At 70.8% G+C, this 19737-nt stretch carries 18 protein-coding genes and 1 tRNA gene; 8 read left to right on the forward strand and 11 right to left on the reverse strand.

The features are described 5' to 3' along the window. Positions 1 to 48 precede the first annotated feature (48 nt). Together HNR19_RS18135 and HNR19_RS18140 are read left to right on the forward strand one after the other, a co-directional pair. Positions 49 to 666 (forward strand): DUF47 family protein, encoded by a 618-nt coding sequence (locus HNR19_RS18135; protein WP_179669214.1) that lies wholly within the window; start codon positions 49 to 51, stop codon positions 664 to 666. Between the two features lie 13 nt (positions 667 to 679). Beyond that, the gene (locus HNR19_RS18140) at positions 680 to 1693 is read left to right on the forward strand and encodes an inorganic phosphate transporter (protein WP_179669215.1); all 1014 of its coding nucleotides are present in this window, start codon (positions 680 to 682) and stop codon (positions 1691 to 1693) included. 33 nt (positions 1694 to 1726) lie between these two features. Here the strand turns inward: HNR19_RS18140 and HNR19_RS18145 are convergent, their stop codons facing one another. The 6 genes from HNR19_RS18145 to HNR19_RS18170 all read right to left on the reverse strand — a co-directional run bounded on the left by HNR19_RS18145 (position 1727) and on the right by HNR19_RS18170 (position 7375). Continuing rightward, positions 1727 to 2443, reverse strand: coding sequence for a response regulator transcription factor (locus tag HNR19_RS18145; RefSeq protein ID WP_179669216.1), 717 nt, complete (start codon positions 2441 to 2443; stop codon positions 1727 to 1729). An 8-nt stretch (positions 2444 to 2451) separates the two neighbouring features. Further along, complete coding sequence (gene pstB, locus HNR19_RS18150) at positions 2452 to 3222, reverse strand: phosphate ABC transporter ATP-binding protein PstB (RefSeq protein ID WP_218910817.1); 771 nt, start codon at positions 3220 to 3222, stop codon at positions 2452 to 2454. Between the two features lie 134 nt (positions 3223 to 3356). Beyond that, a complete protein-coding gene (pstA, locus tag HNR19_RS18155; RefSeq protein ID WP_179669218.1) occupies positions 3357 to 4322 on the reverse strand; it encodes a phosphate ABC transporter permease PstA in 966 nt (321 codons plus the stop codon). Further along, entirely contained in the window at positions 4322 to 5257 is a 936-nt protein-coding gene (gene pstC, locus HNR19_RS18160; protein WP_179669219.1) for a phosphate ABC transporter permease subunit PstC, read from the reverse strand. Before pstC ends, pstA begins: the two co-directional genes overlap by 1 nt. Positions 5258 to 5291: 34 nt before the next feature. After that, positions 5292 to 6257: a PstS family phosphate ABC transporter substrate-binding protein gene (locus tag HNR19_RS18165; protein WP_343047265.1), complete on the reverse strand. Its 966-nt coding sequence runs from the start codon at positions 6255 to 6257 to the stop codon at positions 5292 to 5294. A 233-nt stretch (positions 6258 to 6490) separates the two neighbouring features. After that, positions 6491 to 7375: an NUDIX domain-containing protein gene (locus tag HNR19_RS18170; protein WP_179669221.1), complete on the reverse strand. Its 885-nt coding sequence runs from the start codon at positions 7373 to 7375 to the stop codon at positions 6491 to 6493. A 64-nt stretch (positions 7376 to 7439) separates the two neighbouring features. Between HNR19_RS18170 and HNR19_RS18175 the strand changes: the two genes are divergently transcribed. Genes HNR19_RS18175 through HNR19_RS18195 form a run of 5 tightly spaced genes read left to right on the forward strand, consistent with a single transcriptional unit; the run spans position 7440 to position 12256 of the window. Continuing rightward, positions 7440 to 8501, forward strand: coding sequence for a hypothetical protein (locus HNR19_RS18175; RefSeq protein ID WP_179669222.1), 1062 nt, complete (start codon positions 7440 to 7442; stop codon positions 8499 to 8501). A gap of 42 nt (positions 8502 to 8543) precedes the next feature. After that, positions 8544 to 8867 carry a metal-sensitive transcriptional regulator gene (locus tag HNR19_RS18180; protein ID WP_179669223.1) on the forward strand — a complete coding sequence of 108 codons (324 nt, stop codon included), beginning with the start codon at positions 8544 to 8546 and terminating at the stop codon, positions 8865 to 8867. A gap of 26 nt (positions 8868 to 8893) precedes the next feature. Next, on the forward strand, positions 8894 to 9100 hold the full coding sequence (locus tag HNR19_RS18185) for a heavy-metal-associated domain-containing protein (RefSeq protein WP_179669224.1): 207 nt from the start codon (positions 8894 to 8896) through the stop codon (positions 9098 to 9100). 2 nt (positions 9101 to 9102) lie between these two features. Beyond that, positions 9103 to 10032 carry a hypothetical protein gene (locus HNR19_RS18190; protein ID WP_179669225.1) on the forward strand — a complete coding sequence of 310 codons (930 nt, stop codon included), beginning with the start codon at positions 9103 to 9105 and terminating at the stop codon, positions 10030 to 10032. Beyond that, the gene (locus HNR19_RS18195; protein ID WP_179669226.1) at positions 10022 to 12256 is read left to right on the forward strand and encodes a heavy metal translocating P-type ATPase; all 2235 of its coding nucleotides are present in this window, start codon (positions 10022 to 10024) and stop codon (positions 12254 to 12256) included. Before HNR19_RS18190 ends, HNR19_RS18195 begins: the two co-directional genes overlap by 11 nt. Before the next feature lie 9 nt (positions 12257 to 12265). On the opposite strand, the gene HNR19_RS18200 is transcribed toward HNR19_RS18195, so the two are convergent. From HNR19_RS18200 to HNR19_RS18215, 4 genes are all read right to left on the reverse strand, one after another. Further along, positions 12266 to 12427, reverse strand: a complete 162-nt coding sequence (locus tag HNR19_RS18200; RefSeq protein WP_179669227.1) for a hypothetical protein — start codon at positions 12425 to 12427, stop codon at positions 12266 to 12268. Positions 12428 to 12675: 248 nt separating this feature from the next. Continuing rightward, positions 12676 to 12879, reverse strand: a complete 204-nt coding sequence (locus HNR19_RS18205; RefSeq protein ID WP_109697153.1) for a cold-shock protein — start codon at positions 12877 to 12879, stop codon at positions 12676 to 12678. A 287-nt stretch (positions 12880 to 13166) separates the two neighbouring features. Further along, the gene (lhgO, locus tag HNR19_RS18210) at positions 13167 to 14360 is read right to left on the reverse strand and encodes an L-2-hydroxyglutarate oxidase (RefSeq protein ID WP_343047267.1); all 1194 of its coding nucleotides are present in this window, start codon (positions 14358 to 14360) and stop codon (positions 13167 to 13169) included. Between the two features lie 339 nt (positions 14361 to 14699). Then, positions 14700 to 18608 carry a hypothetical protein gene (locus HNR19_RS18215; RefSeq protein ID WP_179669229.1) on the reverse strand — a complete coding sequence of 1303 codons (3909 nt, stop codon included), beginning with the start codon at positions 18606 to 18608 and terminating at the stop codon, positions 14700 to 14702. A 216-nt stretch (positions 18609 to 18824) separates the two neighbouring features. Here HNR19_RS18215 and HNR19_RS18220 point away from each other — a divergent pair. Then, positions 18825 to 18897: transfer RNA gene (locus HNR19_RS18220), tRNA-Lys, on the forward strand. Between the two features lie 71 nt (positions 18898 to 18968). Here HNR19_RS18220 and HNR19_RS18225 read toward each other — a convergent pair. Further along, the gene (locus HNR19_RS18225; RefSeq protein WP_179669230.1) at positions 18969 to 19652 is read right to left on the reverse strand and encodes an NAD(P)-dependent oxidoreductase; all 684 of its coding nucleotides are present in this window, start codon (positions 19650 to 19652) and stop codon (positions 18969 to 18971) included. Positions 19653 to 19737 lie beyond the last annotated feature (85 nt).

The following is a 19737-nucleotide window of genomic DNA, read 5'->3' on the forward strand; positions in this document are numbered from 1 at the left end:
ACACCCCCTAGCATGATCGCGTTCGCCTCCGCCTAACCGGGAGTACATGTGCGCCTGCGTCTGCGACCCGCCGACACGTCGTTCTACGACCTGTTCGCCCGTTCCGCCGAGCACCTGGTCCGCGGTGCCGAGCTCTTGGCCGAGATGCTCTCGGAGTCCTCCGACAAGGAGGCCGTCGCGCAGCGCATGCGCGACGCCGAGCACGCGGCCGACGAGACCACCCACGAGATCGTCAAGAAGGTCAACGCCACCTTCGTCACGCCGTTCGACCGCGAGGACATCTACGCCCTCGGCTCGGGCCTCGACGACATCATGGACATGATGGACGAGGCGGTCGACCTGATCCTCCTCTACGAGGTGAAGACGCTGCCCGCCGAGGTCTCGCAGCAGGTCGAGGTCATCCAGCGGTGCGCCGAGCTCACCGCCGAGGCGATGCCGCGGCTGCGCTCGATGAAGTCCCTCGAGGACTACTGGATCGAGATCAACCGGCTCGAGAACGCCGGCGACAAGAACCACCGCCGGATGCTCGCCACGCTGTTCTCCGGCGAGTACGCCACGATCGAGGTGCTCAAGCTCAAGGACGTCGTCGAGTCCCTCGAGGGCGCGATCGACGCGTTCGAGAAGGTCGCCAACATCGTCGAGCAGATCGCCGTCAAGGAAAGCTGAACCAGGCCTCCGGATGGACCTCTCCCTCGCGATCGTGATCGCGGTCGTCGTCATCGCGCTGGTCTTCGACTACACCAACGGGTTCCACGACGCCGCCAACGCCATCGCCACCTCGGTGTCGACGCGCGCGCTGACGCCTCGCGTCGCGCTCGCCCTGGCGGCGATCATGAACTTCGTCGGCGCGTTCCTCGGCCAGAAGGTCGCCCACACGGTGAGCGACGTGATCTCCCCGCCACCGGACGACCACGGCCTGATCATCGTGGCCGCCGGCCTGATCGGGGCGATCACCTGGAACCTGATCACCTGGTACTTCGGGCTGCCCTCGTCGTCGTCCCACGCCCTCATCGGCGGGCTGGTCGGCGCCGCGATCGCCGGCGGCGTCACCGTTGCCTGGTCGACGGTGCTGGAGAAGGTCGTCATCCCGATGTTCCTGTCGCCGATCTTCGCGTTCTGCGCCGGCTTCCTGGTGATGCTGCTGGTGCTCTGGATCTTCCGGAAGGCGAACCCGCACAAGGCCAACAAGGGCTTCCGCATCGCACAGACCATCTCGGCTGCCGCGATGGCCCTCGGCCACGGCCTCCAGGACGCCCAGAAGACGATGGGCGTGATCTTCCTCGCCCTCGTCACCGGCGGCTACGTCGCGTCGGAGGCCGACGGCGGCGAGCTGCCGCTGTGGGTCATCTTCGCGGCCGCTGCCGCGATCTCGCTCGGCACCTGGGCCGGGGGCTGGCGCATCATGCGCACCCTCGGCCGGCGGATCATCCACCTCGACCCGCCGCAGGGCTTCGCCGCCGAGTCGGTGGCCGCGTCGGTCCTCTACACCACCGCCTACGTCTACGAGGCCCCGATCTCCACCACGCACACGATCACCTCGGCGGTGATGGGTGTCGGGGCGACGAAGCGCCTCTCGGCCGTGCGCTGGGGCGTCGCGGGCACGATCCTCACGGCGTGGGTGCTGACGTTCCCGATGGCCGCCACCGCGGCCTGGATCTCCTACGAGATCCTGCACCTGATCGTCCCCGTCTGACGGCTCGGCGCGCCATCCCTGCCGGTTCGGCGGTCAGTTGATGGTGAGGGAGTAGCCGCGGCCGCGGATCCGGCGTACGTCGGCGACGTCGCCGATGCGGCCGCGCAGTCGGGTGACGTGCATGGCGATCGTGTTGCCCGAGGGGCGGCGGTCGGCCGTGCCCCACAGGGCGGCGCGCAGCTCGTCGTCGGTGACGATGCCCGGCGCCCGCAGCATCAGGGTGCGGAGCAGCTCGAACTCCTTGAGCGGGAGGTCGGCGATCCGCTCGCCGTTGATCGCCACCCGGTAGGCGCCGGCGTCGAGCTCGATCGGGCCGACGACGACGCGGGCGTGCTCCTCCAGGGGCCGGGGCGAGCGGTTGAGCAGCTCCCACAGCTCCGGCGCGGAGTAGGGGCGGGTCACCACCGCGCTGGCGCCGGCCAGCATCACGGCGGCGACGTCGGCCGCCCGCGCATGCTCCAGCGCAGCGACGACGTACGGCGCGCCGTACCTCATCATCGCGGCGACGAACTCCTCCGCCGGCACCCCGGGCGTCTCGGGCGCGACGACCACGGCCTGCGGATCGTGGCGACCGAACTCGATGAGCCCGTCCGTCGTCGTCCGCGCCCAGGTGACGTGCACACCGCGCGCCGCCATCGCCTCGGAGAGGCTGTCCGACTCCTCGTGGGGGTCGACGACGAGCAGGTGCGCGCCGGCAGCCTCGGCCCAGCGGTGCAGGTAGGTCCGCACCGCCGTCTCCCGAGTGGACATGCGTCCGCTCAGCCGAAGCGACCCGAGATGTAGTCCTCGGTCCGCTTGTCCTCCGGGCTCGAGAAGAGCCGCTTGGTGAGGTCGAACTCCACCAGGAGCCCGGTCCGGTTGCCGGTCGTCTCGTCGGGCTTGGCGGTGAAGAACGCCGTGCGGTCGGAGACGCGTGCGGCCTGCTGCATGTTGTGGGTGACCACGATGATCGTGAAGTCCTTCCGGAGCTCCAGCATCAGGTCCTCGATCTTCGACGTCGCGATCGGGTCGAGGGCCGAGCACGGCTCGTCCATCAGGATCACGTCGGGACGGGTCGCGATCGTGCGCGCGATGCAGAGCCGCTGCTGCTGACCACCGGAGAGGCCGAACGCGGACTGCTTCAGCTTGTCCTTGACCTCGTCCCAGAGCGCGGCGCCGCGCAGCGCCTGCTCGACCAGGTCGTCCATGTTGTCGACGTCCATGCCGATGACCCGCGGGCCGTAGGCGATGTTGTCGTAGATCGACTTGGGGAACGGGTTCGGCTTCTGGAACACCATGCCGATGTGCTGGCGCACCGCGATCGGGTCGACGCCCTTCGCGTAGATGTTCTGGCCGTGGTAGTTGACCTCGCCCTCGACGCGGGCGCTCGGCACCAGGTCGTTCATCCGGTTGAGGCAGCGGAGCACGGTCGACTTGCCGCAGCCGGACGGGCCGATCATCGCGGTGATCTCGTTCTTGCCGAACGTCAGGTTGACGTCGTGGACCGCGTGGAAGTCGCCGTAGAACACGTTGAGGTGGTAGGTGTCCATGACCGACTCGGCCGGGACGTCACCGATGGTGGGGTGCGCGGCCTCCTCGTCGATCGACAACGCGATCCCGGGCTTCTCGCCAGGCTCGTCGGTGCTGGCGGTGGCGGGGTGGGTGGACATGTGCGGGTCTCCCTTTACCAGGATCGCTGGAACTTGTTGCGGATGATGATGGCGAGCGCGTTCATGCCGAGGATCATGGCCAGCAGCACGATGATGCCGGCCGACGCTGCCTCGCGGACGACGGCGAGCGGGCTGCTCGCGGCCTGGAAGATCTCCAGCGGGAATGCCTCGATGCTGCTGAAGACGAACGGGAACTCGGGGTCCCAGTTGGCGGCTGCGAAGCCGACCATGACCAGCGGCGCGGCCTCGCCGATGGCGCGCGAGAGGCCGAGGATGGTGCCCGTCGAGATGCCAGGGATCGCCGACGGGAGGGTCTGGCGCCAGGTGGTCTGCCAGACCGTGGCCCCGAGGGCGAGCGAGCCCTGCCGGATCTCCTCCGGCACCGACCTCAGCGCCTCACGCGTGGTGATGATGACGACGGGCAGGATCAGCAGGGCTAGTGCAACCGCGCCCCCGATCGCCCAGGTTCGTTCGACGCTGAGGAACGACATGATCGCCGCGGCCAGCATGCCGTAGATGACGGCCGGGACGGCCGCCAGGTTCTGCAGGTTGACCTCGATCACCCGGTTGTACCAGGTGTTGTTGTCGGCGAACTCCTCGAGGTACGTCGCGGCGGCCACGCCGAGCGGGATCGCGAGCAATGCTGTCGTCATCATGAGGACGACCGACCCGAGGATGCCGGCACGGAAGCCGGTGTACTCGACCGACAGATCCTTCGGGTCACGGCCGGCCGCGGCCAGCTCGTCGGCCTTGTCGGCCGCGAACGACTGCGTGTAATGGGTGAACAGCGAGGAGTCGAAACGGCCGGAGCCGTCGATGACGGTGTCGACGATCAGCGCGATCAGCACCATGACGCCGAAGAACAACGAGAACCAGAGCGCCCCGAGGAACACGAGCGACTTGACGTCGCGGTCCTTGCTCTTGCCGGTCGCGATCGTGGACGAGGTCACCGCGCGGGCGGTGGTTGCTGCGGCGCTCATCAGTAGGCCTGCCTGAATCGACGGACGATCGCGATGCTGAACATGTTCATGATGAACGTGAGCACGAAGAGCAGGAGGGCGACCGCGAAGAGGAAGTTGTACTCGGTCGATCCGACCGGAGATTCGCCCAGCGCCGTGCGGGCGATCTTGCCCGTCATGGTCTCGTGGGCCTCGGTCGGGTCGAGCGACATGTTCTTGATCGAGCCGCCGGCCATCAGCACGATCATCGTCTCGCCGACCGCCCGCGACATGCCGAGCACGATGGCTGCCGCGATGCCCGAGAGAGCGGCGGGGAACACCACGCGGAGCGTGGTCTGCATCCGGTTGGCGCCCATGGCGAGCGAGCCCTGGCGCATGGCGAGCGGCACGGCGGAGAGCGCGTCCTCGGAGAGCGAGGCGACCGTCGGGATGATCATCACGCCGAGCACCAGGCCGGCGCCGAGCGAGTTGAACGCGCTGACCTCGAGACCGAGCCACTGCTTGAGAACGACCGGGATCACGAAGAAGACGGCGAACGCGCCGTAGACGACCGACGGAACACCCGCGAGCAGCTCGACCGTCGGCTTGAGCCACTTGCGTGCTCGCTTCGAGGCGTACTCGGAGAGGTACATCGCCGCACCGAGACCGATCGGGACCGCGATGCAGAGGGCGATCACGGTCGTGATGGCCGTGCCGACGATCAGCGGGATCACGGCGTACGGGCGATCGTCGGAGACGTCGGAGGTGCGGAAGAAGTCCCCGAACGGGATCTCCGCGAAGAAGTCCAGCGCCGGCTGCAGGACGGCCCCGATGATCCCGACGGTGACGAGCACCGACAGGACCGCGGCCGAGACCAGCAAGAACTTGATCACCGCCTCCCCGGGGCGGGGCCGGGCGGTGAGGACGGGGGCCGGGCCCGCCCCGGAGGGCGAGCCCGGCTCACTGATAGCCGTCATGGGATGGCTACTCGATTCGATTCGACCGGCTCGTTCAGCCGCCGATGCCGGCGAGCGCGTCCTGAGTGGCCGCGTAGTCCTCGTCGTTGAGCGGGATGAAGCCGGCGCCGGCAGCGATGTCGGCGAGGTTGGCGATGTAGTAGTCGGTGAACTCGGCGACGGCCGGCTCGTCCGTGTAGGACTTGTTGTTCACGTAGATGAACAGGGGGCGGGCGAGCGGCGAGTAGCTGCCGTCCTGGGCCGTCTCGGCGGAGGGCTCGACGCAGCCGTTGCCACCGTCGATCGCGACGGCCTTCAGCTTGTCCTGGTTCTCCTCGTAGTAGGTGTAGCCGAAGAAGCCGACACCACCCTCGGTCTCGGAGACGCCGGTGACGAGCACGTTGTCGTCCTCGGAGGTCTCGAAGTCCTTGCGCAGGGTCTCGGACTCGTCCTCGACGACGTCGGCAGCCATGTAGTCATAGGTGCCGGAGTCGGTGCCGGGGATGAAGCCGACGATCTCCTGGTCGGGGAACTCGGGGTTGATGTCCTGCCAGTTCGTCGCCTTCGACTTGGGACCGAAGAGCTTCACGAGCTCCTCGACGGTCAGGCAGTCGACGGCGAGGTCGGGGTGCACGGCGACGGTGAGCGCGTCGGTGGCGATGAGGAGCTCGGTGTACTCGATCCCGTTCTCCTCGCAGACCGGCACCTCCTCCTCCTCGTCGATCGGGCGGGAGGCGTCGGAGATGTCGGTCTCGCCGGTGCAGAACACCTCGAAGCCACCACCGGTGCCGGCCTCGCCGACGGACACCTGGATCGGCGAGCCGTCGACGGTCATCAGCTCGGCGGCGGCCGTCGTCATCGGGTAGACGGTGGAGGAGCCGTCGACGGCGACCTCGCCCTCGACGCTCGTGTCGAGCTCGCCGGCCGCGGCGCCGTTGTCGCCGCCGGAGCCGCCGGCGCTGGTGTCGTCACCGCCGTCGTCGCTGCCACAGGCGGTGAGGACCAGCGCGAGCGCTGCCACGCCGGGGACGATGGCGCGTCGGATGGAGATTCGGTTCAAGAGTCTTGCCTCTCGGGACCTGAGGGGCGCGTCTTGGACCCCCCACGGATGTTCTCTGGACGCGACGAACGTAGGGAGCACGGGTAACGCAACTCAGTGACAATCCTGAACGGACGGTGAACAGCGGCCGAGCAGACGGCGGAGCGGTGAGAGCGGCGTCACGCCGGCCGGCTCGCGAGGGGTCTCCCGAGAGGCTAGGGGCCGACCCGGTGCCGTTCAACCGCGACGACGACGCCCTTGCGCGCGTGCACGACGAGCATCTCCCCGGGAGCGAGCTCCGGCTCCCGCTGGACGGCGCGGAGGCCGATCGCGTCGTAGACGAGCGGCAGGACGGGCCGGTGCGTGCAGATCACCGCGCCCTCCCCGCTCGAGAGCAGGTCCTCGACGATCCGCTCCACCGCCTTTTCGGTCGCGCCCTCCTCGCTCAGGCGCTTGCGGGTGTCCAGCTCGTAGCCGGTGGTCTCGACGTAGGGCTGCACCGTCTGCACGCACCGCTTGCTCGCGGAGCTGACGACGGCCGCGGCGTCGTACGCCGCCAGGACCGGGACCAGCCGGTCGGCCTGCGCCTCGCCCGTGCGCAGCAGGGGGCGGTCGCGGTCGTCGCCGCGCCAGGTACGGCGGGAGCGCGCGACGGCGTGGCGGAGCACGACGAGGGCGTGCGTCTTGCGCCGTACGGCCTTCGCGTGCGCGAGCGTCTCGCGGTCGAACTCGTAGGTGAGGAGGTCGGCCGCCTCCGCGACGGGCACCCACCGGACGTCGTCGATCTCGTCGTTGGGACGGTAGTGGGAGACGTCGTCGTCGGCGACGGTGCGCCCGGTCCAGTAGTGGACGGTCTTCATCCGGCGGCCGGTGGGATAGCGCTGGTCGGGCAGCGGCGGCCCGAGCCGCACGTGGAGGCCGGTCTCCTCGGCCACCTCACGCACCGCGGCGGCGGTGGGGTGCTCCCAGCGCTCGAGCTTGCCCTTCGGGAAGGACCAGTCGTCGTACTTCGGGCGGTGCACGAGGAGCACCTCGCGCCCCGGACGGAACGTGACGACGCCGGCTGCCCGGACGTCGGGCTGGGACTCGGGCGCGGCCACGGCGGAAAGACTAGTGGTGTCCGCACTAGTGTCGAGGCTCCGATCCGAATCACGAGGAGACCGTGTGGCAGTCCTGGGACGACGACGCCTGCTCGTCGGTGGTGCCGTGCTCGCTGTGCTGGTCGTCGTCGCGGTCGCGCTCGTGGTCGTGCTGCGCGACGACGCCGGCGACGACACCCGGCTCGCCCGCGCCGTCGCGATGGCGCCGAAGTCCACCCAGCGCTACAGCTGGACCGACTGGGCTGCCGTTCGGGACGACCTCGGGTCCGACATCCCGACCGACGCGTCCGCGGGAGACCTGCGCCGGTTCCTCGACGAGGCCTACTCCGCCGACCTGACGTCGACGTCCGCGATCGTCAGCGCGGCCGAGCCGCTCCAGGCGGAGCTCGGCCTCTCCCCCGCCACCGTCTCGTGGGAGCTGTTCACCCAGGGCGCGGAGGGCGCGCTGCTGCTCCTGGGCGTGCCCGACGGCTTCGACCCCGACGACCTGGAGAGCCGCCTCGAGGGACTCGGGTACGACGCACCGACCGGCGACGACTCGATCTGGACCGGTGACCTGGCCCAGCTGCAACCGCGGGGGATCACGCCCGAGTTCTCCTACGTCTCGATCGACACCGAGGCGGGCGTGGTGGCGGCGTCCGACGGCGCCGACTACCTCCTCGACAGGGACGACGCCGCGCGCGGCGACAGCGACGACGGCGTCGCCGACGCGGTGGCCGCCATGGGCGAGCCGCTCGCCGCGTCGGTGCTCGCCGGCGACAACGCCTGCGCCGACCTGGCGATGACGCAGGCCGACGGACCCGACCGGGTGCGCGCCGAGCAGCTGATCGACGAGGCCGGCGAGGTCGGCCCCTACCGCGGCTTCGCGATGGGGCTGATGCCCGACGGCGAGCTGCGCGTCGCGCTCGGCTTCGAGACCGAGGACCAGGCGCGCACCAACGCCGACAGCCGCGCTGAGCTGCTGGCCGGTCCGGCGCCGGGCCAGGGCGGGTCGTTCCCCGACCGGTTCTCGGTCGAGCGGATCGAGGCCGACGGCACGGTCGTCACGATGCGGCTCGACCCGGTGGAGGGCACGTTCCCCCTCAGCGACCTCTCGACGGGGCCGGTGCTCTTCGCGACCTGCTGAGGCGGGCTTGACTTAGTACCCTAGGGGGGTATGGTGTCGTCTATGGACGACGCCAGCCACGAGCACCACCACGGCTACATCAAGCGCAAGGACGACTACCTCAAGCGCCTGCGCCGCATCGAGGGACAGGCCCGCGGCCTGCAGCGCATGGTCGAGGACGAGAAGTACTGCATCGACATCCTCACCCAGGTCGCCGCGATGACCAGCGCGCTGCAGTCGGTCTCCCTCGGCCTCCTCGAGGAGCACATGAACCACTGCGTCCTTGATGCCGCTGTCGCGGCCCGCGACGGCGACGCCGGTCATGAAGCGGCCAGGGAGAAGGTCACCGAGGCCGTCGCCGCGATCACCCGACTCGTCAAGTCCTGAGCACACCCAACCGAGAGGAAACCGTCATGAGCGAGACCACCACCTGGACCGTCACCGGCATGACCTGCGGCCACTGCGTCGCGTCGGTCACCGAGGAGATCAGCGAGATCCCGGGCGTCGAGGACGTCGCCGTCACCCTCGAGACCGGCGCGGTCGTCGTGACCAGCTCCGCGCCGCTGACCCGCGAGACCGTCGAGGCCGCCGTGGCCGAGGCGGGCTACGCCCTGGCCTGATCATGCTCACGCAGCCGATCTGGCGGATCTCGGCGTTCGCGGTCGGTCTCGCCGTCGTGCTCGCCGCCGGCATCGGCATCGGGCGGGCGGTCGGGCCGATCGAGACCGACGACGGGCACACCGATGCCCACTCCGGCCCCGACTCCCACTCCGAGGTGATCCACGTGAACCCGGCGGACCCCGCCGCCTCCTACTCCCTCGCGATCGAGGACCCGTCCCTGCCCGCCGGCCGCTCGGAGGTGGCCTTCACGGTGGTGGACGCCGACGGCGAGCCGCTGACGGCGTACGACGTCGCGCACGGGAAGGAGCTGCACCTGATCCTGGCGCGCTTCGACCTGGGCGGCTACCGCCACGTCCACCCCGAGCTCGACGAGGCCACCGGCGGGTGGACCGTGCCGGTGAGCCTCGAGGACGGCAGCTGGCGGGTGTACGCCGACTTCGCGCCCGCCGGCGAGGAGGCCACGCTCGCCGAGGCCGACCTGACGGTGGGCACGGGCGCCGCCACCGAGCCGCTCGGCCCGGACACCGCCACGGACACGGTCGACGGCTACGAGGTCCACCTGACTCGGGAGGGGGCGGCCGTCACCCTGCACGTCACCAAGGACGGGCGGGAGGTCACCGACCTGCAGCCCTACCTGGGCGCCTACGGCCACCTGGTGGCGATCCGCGCCGAGGACCTCGCCTACCTGCACGTGCACCCCGAGGACGGGCCGTCCGGGCCCGAGATCGGCTTCCACGCCGAGTTCACCGAGCCCGGGCGCTACCGGTTGTTCCTCGACTTCAAGCACGAAGGCGTGGTGCGCACGGCGGTGTTCACGATCACCGCCGAGGGCACGGGCGGGACCGACGCTCCCGAGGAGGAGCACGGCGGCGACCACGGTGACGACCACGACGACGAGCAGCAGGAGGAGGAGGGCGGCCATGAGCACTGACACCAGCAGCACCGATCTGGCGATCACGGGCATGACCTGCGCCTCGTGCGCGAACCGCATCGAGCGCAAGCTCAACAAGCTCGAGGGCGTGACCGCCACCGTCAACTACGCCACCGAGCGCGCCACCGTCGCGCATCCCGGCACCGTCGACACGACGACCCTGGTCGCGACGGTGGAGGCGGCCGGCTACGGCGCCCGCGTCCACCAGCCCGCGGCCGCCGTACCCGAGGACGACGGCTCCGCCCCCGCGGACCCGGAGCTGACGGCACTGCGGCAGCGGCTGATCGGGTCGACGCTGCTGGCCATCCCCGTGGTGCTGGTCGCGATGGTGCCCGCGTTGCAGTTCGACAACTGGCAGTGGGCGTCGCTGACGCTCGCGGCGCCGGTGGCGACGTGGGGGGCCTGGCCGTTCCACCGCGCGGCGTGGACCAACCTGCGGCACGGCACGACGACGATGGACACGCTGGTGTCGGTCGGCGTCCTGGCCGCCTTCGGCTGGTCGCTGGTCGCGCTCTTCTGGGGCACCGCCGGCGAGCCGGGCATGACGCACCCGTTCGACCTAGTGCCCGACCGCACGCCGGGCTCGGGCCTCGGGAACATCTACCTCGAGACCGCCGCCGGCGTGACGGCGTTCCTCCTCGCGGGCCGCTACTTCGAGAAGCGGTCGAAGCGAAGGGCCGGCGACGCCCTGCGGGCGCTGGCCGACCTCGGCGCCAGCCAGGTCGCGGTGCTGCGCGACGGTGCCGAGGTGCTGGTGCCCGTCGCCCAGCTCGCGGTCGGCGACTCCTTCGTCGTCCGTCCGGGCGAGAAGGTCGCCACCGACGGCGAGGTCGTCGAGGGCCGGTCGGCCGTCGACCAGTCGCTGCTCACGGGCGAGTCGGTGCCGGTCGAGGTCGGACCCGGCGACGCCGTCGTCGGCGCGACGCTCAACTCCGGCGGCCGCCTGGTCGTGCGGGCGACCCGGGTCGGCGCCGACACCCACCTCGCCCAGCTCACGAGGCTGGTCGAGGACGCCCAGGCCGGCAAGGCGGCCGCCCAGCGGCTCGCTGACCGGATCTCCGGGTTCTTCGTGCCGGTCGTGATCGCGCTGGCCGTCGGCACGCTCGGCTTCTGGGTCGGCGCCGACGCCGGCTGGGCCGTGGCGCTGACCGCGGCGGTCGCGGTGCTGATCATCGCCTGCCCCTGCGCACTCGGGCTGGCCACGCCGACGGCGCTGATGGTCGGCACCGGCCGCGGCGCCCAGCTCGGCATCCTGATCCGGGGGCCGGAGGTGCTGGAGTCCACGCGGGTCGTCGACACGGTCGTGCTCGACAAGACCGGCACCGTGACCACGGGCGAGATGACCCTGGTCGCCACCGTGGCCGACGGCACCATCGAGGAGGAGGTACGGCGCCGCGCGGCCGCACTGGAGGGGGCGTCAGCCCATCCGATCGCCCGTGCCGTGGTCGCCGGCTTCGACGGCGACGTGCCGGCGGCAGACGACTTCCGCAGCATCGACGGTCTCGGCGTCCGCGGGCTCGTCGACGGCGTCGAGACGGTCGTGGGGCGTCCTGCGCTGATCGAGGAAGCAGGCTGGCCGCTGCCGGCGTCGCTGGGCACCGCGGTCGACGAGGCCCAGGAGGCCGGTCGCACACCGGTCGTCGTCGGCTGGGACGGGGCCGCGCGCGGCGTGCTCGTCGTGTCGGACACGGTGAAGCCGACCTCCGCGGAGGCGGTCGAGCGGCTGCGGGGCCTCGGGCTCACGCCGGTGCTGTTGACGGGTGACAACGAGCGGGCCGCGCGCGCCGTGGCCGCCCAGGTCGGCATCGCCGAGGTCGAGGCCGAGGTGCTGCCGGCCGACAAGGTCGCCTACGTCCGGCGGCTCCAGGACGAGGGCCGGGTCGTCGCCATGGTCGGCGACGGCGTCAACGATGCGGCCGCGCTGGCGCAGGCCGACCTCGGCATCGCGATGGGTGCGGGCACCGACGTCGCGCGCGAGGCGAGCGACCTGACGATCGTGAGCGGCGACCTGCGCGGGGCCGCGGACGCCGTACGGCTGTCCCGGCGGACGCTCGGGATCATCAAGGGCAACCTGTTCTGGGCGTTCGCCTACAACGTGGCGGCGATCCCGCTCGCGGCCGCGGCGCTGCTCAGCCCGATGCTCGCGGGGGCGGCGATGGCACTGTCGTCGGTCTTCGTGGTCACCAACAGCCTGCGGCTGCGGGGCTTCCGACCGGAGCGTTGAGAGTCGGCCTCAGGAGGCAGGGCGCTGCTTCTCGACACCGAGGATCCGGTCGATCTCCTCGATCGAGAGCTGATCGTCCGTCGCGCTCGCGGCGACGATCAGGTTCATCGTCAGCTCGACCTCGCCGAGCAGGTCGGCATCCTCGAGCTCCACGTCGAACTGGTCGGACACGTCCCTCCTCACCGGTCCTCACAGGGATACCCGGCGCTGCTCCGGGGCCGAGTCCCGTTCCGGGCCATCTTGCCCCCGTTCACGGCTGGTAAACCTGCACATACCCGAGTTTTATCGAATGTAGTCGCGTCGGTGCGGAGACACGGAAAAAAGTCGGCCCGGGTTCCGGTGAGAAAGAACAAGTCCCCCGGCGCTCACGCGCCGGGGGACCTGCCGAAGACCTCTATCCCGAGATGGTCTGACCGGGGTCAGAGGGGACGGACGTTCTCCGCCTGCGGGCCCTTCGGACCCTGGGTGACGTCGAACTCGACCTTCTGGTTGTCCTCCAGCGACTTGTAGCCGGACGACTGGATCGCCGAGTAGTGCACGAAGACGTCGTCGCCGCCGCCCTCCTGCTCGATGAAGCCGAAGCCCTTCTCGGCGCTGAACCACTTCACGGTGCCCTGAGCCATTGTGCTCGTTACTCCTTGTGTCGGGGCGAGAGCCGCCACCTCGGCGACCCGCACCAGATGCGATGACACGTCGCTCCGACCCGTGATTGGCACACCACAACTCAGAAACGCCGTCGGCCAAAGACTCCGCAGGCGTCAGACCAGCTGGACCTTGCATCTGTTGCGATCCCGACAGTACCAAGCAGAACGGACAGGCAAACGGTGGAGCCGGTAGGGATTTCGGCCAACGGTATGAAGGTTGCGCTACACGTGCGTGTCGGCGTAGGAAACGCGGCTCGCAGCTGACCTCAACCGGCCACCGCCATCCGGTCCACGACGTGCTCGGCGATGGCCAGGCTGGACGTCGCCGCGGGCGACGGCGCGTTGCGGACGCTGGTCACGCCGTCGGCCGTGCTGATCCGGAAGTCGTCGACCAGCGAGCCGTCGCGCTCGACCGCCTGGGCCCTGATCCCCGACCCGGCGCGGAGCACGTCGGCCGCGCCGATCTCGGGCACGTAGCGCTGCGCGACCCGCATGTAGGCGCGCTTCGACAGCGAGCCACGGAGCTCACGGGCGCCCGTGCGCCAGTGGGTGCCGGCCATCCGCCAGAACCCGGGCCACCGCGCGGTGTCCGCGAGGTCGGGCAGGCGTACGGCGGACCGGTGGTAGCCCTCGCGGGCGAGCGCGAGCACCGCGTTGGGCCCGACCTCGAGGCCACCGCCGACCCGGCGGGTGAAGTGGACGCCGAGGAACGGGTAGCGAGGGTCGGGCACCGGGTAGACCATGCCGCGCACCAGGTGCTGCTTGGCCTCGCTCACCGCCATGTAGTCGCCGCGGAACGGCACGATGCGCGGAGACGGCCCGTCGCCCGCGAGCCGCCCGACGCGGTCGGCCTGGAGCCCGGCGCACAGCACCAGCCGGTCGACGCGGGTGCTGCCGCCGGCGTGGGTCACCTCGACGGAGGCTGCGGTGCGCCGTACGGCGGTGACGGCGGTGGACAGCAGCACCTCTCCCCCGGCGGCCTCGATGCCGGCGGCGAGCGACCGGGCGATCGCGACGTAGTCGGTGATGGCCGTGCGCGGCGAGTGCAGCGCGGCGATGCCCGCGGCGTGCGGCTCGACCTCGCGGAGCGCGGCGGTGTCGAGGCGCCGGAGGTCGGGCACGCCGTTCTCGCGGGCGGTCACCTCGAGCGCGTCGAACCGAGCCATCTCCTCGGCATCGACCGCCACCACGACCTTGCCGCACTCGTCGTAGGGCAGGGCGTGCTCGGCGCAGTAGTCGCGGAGCAGCAGCCGGCCGCGCGCGCAGAGCTCGGCCTTGAGGCTGCCGGGCCGGTAGTAGATGCCGGCGTGCACCACGCCGGAGTTGTGACCGGTCTGGTGCGCCGCGACCCGGTTCTCCTTCTCGAAGACCACGACCCGGGCGCCCGGCCATCGCCGGGTGACCTCGCGGCCCACGGCGAGCCCGAGGATCCCGCCGCCGACGATCCCGACCGTTGTCACGCGCCGACCGTACCGGCGGCGCCGCACCGGGCACTCGGGCACGGTCCGGTAACGGTCAGGCCACGATCGATGTCCGCGAGGTGTCAACGCGACCACGCTGCTGAGAAATCCGGTCATGACCGCTACATGGCGGGCGGCACCTGTTCACCGTCCACCCCTCGATCGACCGTACGGCGGCCGCGCTCGTCGCCCCGCGCGCCACCGTGCGCGGCATCTCCTGGCCCGGAGGTCGCGCGGAGGGTGCGGGACGCGTGCTGGCAGCCACTCGCCGAGCCGGACGAGGCCGCGACCGGCCCCGACCGCCCGCGTCGCGCGTCCCGGTAGGGGCGGCGGGCCGCCTCAGCGCACGCGCACCACCGTCTTCGAGACAGCCTTGCCCAGCAGCGGGCTTCCGTCATAGCGGATGACGACGGTGCGCTCGCCCTTCGCCGGGAACACCGGGAGCGTGATCCGCGCGGAGCCATCGCCGAGCCGAGCGGTGAGGACCCGCCTGTCAGCGACCAGCACCCGCACCTGGCCGGTGACCGGCAAACCGGCGGGGGCGGTGACGGTGACGTCGACCTTCACCTTCGTCCGCTTCGCCTTCGGGGTGGTCGTGGAGAACTCCGCCTCCACCGCGGCCGGTCCCTTGCGCACCGCGGCGGTCCGCTCCGACGACGCCGACACCGGCGGCTGGACCTCCGAGGACGCCGTGACCTTGACGCTGATCGCCTCGCCGACCCAGGCGGGGTCGTCGAGCACCAGCCGCGGGCCGCTCCCGACGCCGATCCGACGGGCACCGGCGAACCACTCGTAGACCAACGTCTCCGGGCCGAAGGACCACTCGCCCGGATCCGCGGTCAAGGTCTCCCCGATCCGCGCACCACCGGTGATGCTGGGTGCCACGAGGTTCTCCGACTTCACCGGCGCGACCGGGAACGCCGCCGGTGTGACGACCTGCAGGTCGTCATAACCCGGCGCGGACACGATGACCAGCACGGCGAGCCACTTGGTCACGTCATCGGACGTCGGCGTGTACGACGCGTCGGTGGCGCCGGGGATCGGCACGCCGCCGCGCGTCCACTGGTAGGTCAGGGTCGCAGGATCGGCGTCCCACTCCCCGCCCTCGAGGCTCAGCTCCTCGCCGACGACCAAGTCCCCGACGATCTGCGGCTTGACCAGGGTCTTCAACGTGCCGGGCTCGATGTCACCCGTCGCAGACGACTGCGCGGTGGCGCCCTCGCACCCCGTCTTGGACACCGTCACGGTCACCGTGACCCGCTCGCCCAGCTCCGCCGGCGTCAAGGTGTACCCAGCCTGTGTCGCACCCGCGATGAGCTCGCCGTCGGCGTACCACTGATAGGTCGTCGAGCCCGGCTCGGGCGCCCAGGCCCCCGGCAGCGCCTCGAGCGTGGTCCCGACCACCGCCTGGCCGCGGACCTCGACGGGCTGCGTCTGACGGAACACGCAAGTCTGGACCGGGCCGACCCACGGCGCTTCTACGGTCGTGGGGTTGTAGCCGGGCTTGGCCGCGGTCACCCGCACCGAGACCCGCGACCCGAGGTCGCTCGCCCGCAGCACGAACGAATCACTGGTCGCGCCCGGCACCGCCGCGCCGTCGACGTACCACTGATACGCCAGGTTGACGACGCTCGGGTCCCAGGTGCCGGTCGAGGCGCGCACGGTCCCGTGGGCCCGCACGTCCCCGGTCACGCCGGGCAGCGTGAGGTTGTCGATGATCCCCGGCAGGACCGCAGCCGTCTGAACGGACTCGGCCTTCCCGTCCACGTAGCCCGGCCGGGTGGCCGTCTGCACGACGGTGACCCGCTGACCGAGCTCCTGGGCCGTCAGCACGTACGTCGCGCCCGCTGCGCCCGCGATCGGGTTGCCGTCGGCGTACCACTGCCAGGTCGAGGCCACCGGGTCCGGCGTCCAATCCCCGGCGTGCGCCGTGAGCTCCTCGCCCACCCGAACCACGCCCGTGATCGTCGGCCGGGCGTCGTTGACGAAGAGGCCCGGGACGACCTTCGCAGTCGGTGCGCTCGTCGCCGCCTTCGGCGGTACAGAGCCGTCCGTCCTCGCCACCGTCTCCCGGACGGTGACCTGCTCGCCGAGCTCATCGACGGTCGGCACGTACGTCGCGCCGGTCGCGCCGGGGATGAGCTGGTTGTCGGCGTACCACTGCCAGGCGGAGCTGTCGGGGTCCGGCGTCCAGTCACCGCTGTGCGCGGTGAGCGTCCGGCCGACCTGCGCCGTGCCGGTGATCGTCGGCAGCGCGTTGTTGACGAAGTCGCCGGACAGCACCGTGACCGGGGGCGACGTCGCCCGACCGGCCTCGTAACCGGGCCGACGGGCGATCTCGACGGCGGTGATCGTCGAGCCGACCTGGGCGTTGGTCGGCGTGTAGGACAGACCGGTGTGCACGAGGGTGTTGCCGACGTACCACTCGTAGCCGAGGACGCTCGGGTCCGGCGTCCAGGCACCCTCGGCCACCGTCAGGGCCTGGCCCACGCGGAGGCTCCCCTGGATGACCGGGAGCCGGGTGTTGGTGAAGGTGCCGAGCGCGACCGGGCCCGCGGTGGCCGTGGCGGTGGCATCGGCGTAGCCGGGACGTGATGCTGTGGCCGTAAGCCTCACGGTCTTGAGCGCCGCGGACGAGGGGACCACCAGCGTGGTTCCGCTGCCCACGTTGTCGCCGTCGACGGTCCACGCATAGGTGACCGCGGACGGCACCTGGGTCCAGGTGCCCGGGACGACCGTCAGCGTCTGGCCGACCTTCGGCGTGCCGCTGATCGAGGGCCGCAGGTCGCTCGCGAACTGCCCGAAGTCGATCGTCACCGAGGTCGATCGCGCCGACGGGCCGACGTGACCTGGCTTGGCGGGCGTGGCGACGACGTACAGGCTCTTGGTGCGGTCAGCGGCGGTCGGCGTGTACGTCGCGCCAGAGCCCAGCGGGGTGCCGGGCGCACCCTCCGCGAACCACTGGTAGCTGACGGTGTCCGGCGCCGGGCTCCAGGTGCCACCGCTCGCGGTGAGCACGTTGCCGACCCGCGGGTCGCCGCTGATCGTGGGGACCCCGGTGTTCGTCATCGGCGTGCGGCAGTCGTTCGGGGCTCCGGGCGTCGCCGTCACAGCAACGAGGAACGGCCCGGTGCCGTTTGGACAGCGTCCGTACGACGTCGCAGCCGTCGCCGCGGCGTAGGTGAACTCGTCCACCTGGTTGTTGTCCTTGAGCAGCCTCACCGTCGCGGAGCTCCCCATCGGGACGACGTGGAGGGACGTTCCGCCGCCGGGAAGGGTGCCGGCCAGCGGGAAGGGGGCGCCGAAACCGGGATCCACCGTCCAGCCGGCGAGAGGGACCGGGTCCGTCGAGATGTTATGGAGCTCGATCCGCCCATCTCCACCGTGGCCGTCCGGGGTGATCACCTCGTTGAGCACCAGCGGGCCGCAGGCGTTCTCCCCGTCGAGCGTGACGCCCGTGGTCACCGTCAGGCCGTTGTCCATGCCCGCCCCCGAACCGTCGGGGCAGCGGCCCCAGCTGGTCGCAGGGAGGGGCTCGTTGCCCCAGGCCCACCGGTCGACGTCGATGGTCCCGGACGTGTCCCGCAGGTACACGGCGTTGAACGCGGACGTGCCCACGCTGTACACCTCCCGCTCCCCGGGGGCAAGGTTCCCGAGGAGCAGCGTGTTGCCGGAGGAGCCGTTGTTGAGCACGTGCCCGTCCAGGCGGACAAGGTTGCTCGACGGGTTGATCACCTCGACCTGGATGGCACCGTTGGCGACCTGGACCTCGTTGATCAGCAGCGGGCTGCAGTTGAGGAAGCCCATCGTCGTCTCTGCGGAGACCCGCCACTCGCCGGTGCCGTCCAGGCATCGTTCGAAGCTCGTCGCTGGGTCGTCGAACGACTGCCAAGTGTGGCTGTCGACCGGAGGGCCGGATTGGCTGAAGTACTCGACGAGCCGGGTCGGGCTGGCCAGCGGAACGGCCAGCACCAACCGCTCACCCGGCGGGAGATTGCCGGAGAGCACCGCCGACGTGCCACCCGAGCGCACGGTCGCGCCGTTCATGTTCGCCGTCGTCGAGCCGGAGTTGATCAGCTCGACGAGCGCGGTGTTGGGCGACAGGAGACTGATCTCGTTGATCCGCACGTTCTCGTCGCCCGGACCGGCATACGCCGCCGGCGGTGACGTCAGCCCGAGGAAAGGCAATCCGATCAACCCGACGACGAGGGCAAGCAGGAACGGGACGAGGTTGCGGCGACGGCTCATGTCGGACCTTCGGGAGAATGCCGACCGGTGAGGGGCGCCGACGCGAGTGGGAGCAGGTCGAATGCTTCCGCTCTTCGTCCGCCGCGGAGCCTTCTTTCAAGAAGAGGTAAAGAACGCAGGTACCACGGCCGATCAGGTCGGCCGCGGGTCGCCGACAGGATCCCCGACGAGCCGATGCGCTCCCGAGGGCTTCTCCCGACTAGAGTCGCGATCCCCGGGCCCCTAGCTCAATTGGCAGAGCAGAGGACTTTTAATCCTTTGGTTGTGGGTTCGAGTCCCACGGGGCCTACCCCCTGCGCGCGATCCGGTGGGATTCCAGTCACCTGGCGACTGGGATCCCACCGGATGACGCCGAGCGGCTCACCGCGCGTGGGCGAGCGCGGAGGGCGTCAGCCGGCCGACGATCGCGGGTGCCTCGCGGACCAGCGACTCGTCGTCGATGGCCTCGACCATGAACAGCGCGAAGTCGGTCCGCCGAGTCCGGTTGCTCGCCAGCACCGGGTCACCGATGTGGTGGCTCCACACCGGAAGACCCTGGCTCTCGCCCTCCTCGAGGTCGCTTCCGCGGACGACGGTCCAGGCGCGGTCGCTCGCGAAGATCCGGTTGGTCGCCTCGACCTGGTCGTCGATGTCGGCGAGGCGGATCCACCTGGCGAGCCGGGTAAAGGCGGCGACGTACGCCCGGAACCGGCGGCTGTAGACGTCCTTGCCGTCGCGGCTGATGTGCCAGCCGCACGAGAACACCAGCCGCGCGCCTGGCGGGGCGAGGTCGAGCACCGCGGTCGCCGTACCGGACGCGTAGTTCTTCAGGCCCCACGGCACGAGCACGGTGAGTACGGCGTCGCAGCCCTCCGTCGCGCGGGCGATCACGTCGCGGTCGTCGGTCATGCCCGGGACGACGGCGATCCGTCCTTCGTACGCCGCCAGCTTGCGGACGCTCTTCTCGCGGCAGACGCCCACGACCTCGTAGCCACGGGCGAGCGCGTGCTCGACCATGTAGCGGCCGAGCTTGCCCGACGCCCCGACGATGCAGACCTTCGTCATCCCGTGCTCCTTCGCTCGACCTTACGCCGTAAGGTTCAGCCATACGCCGTAAGGTTGTCAAGGCCGACCGGGTGAACGCCCGCGC

Source organism: Nocardioides thalensis, from assembly GCF_013410655.1.
In the GTDB taxonomy this organism is placed as follows: Bacteria; Actinomycetota; Actinomycetes; order Propionibacteriales; family Nocardioidaceae; genus Nocardioides; species Nocardioides thalensis.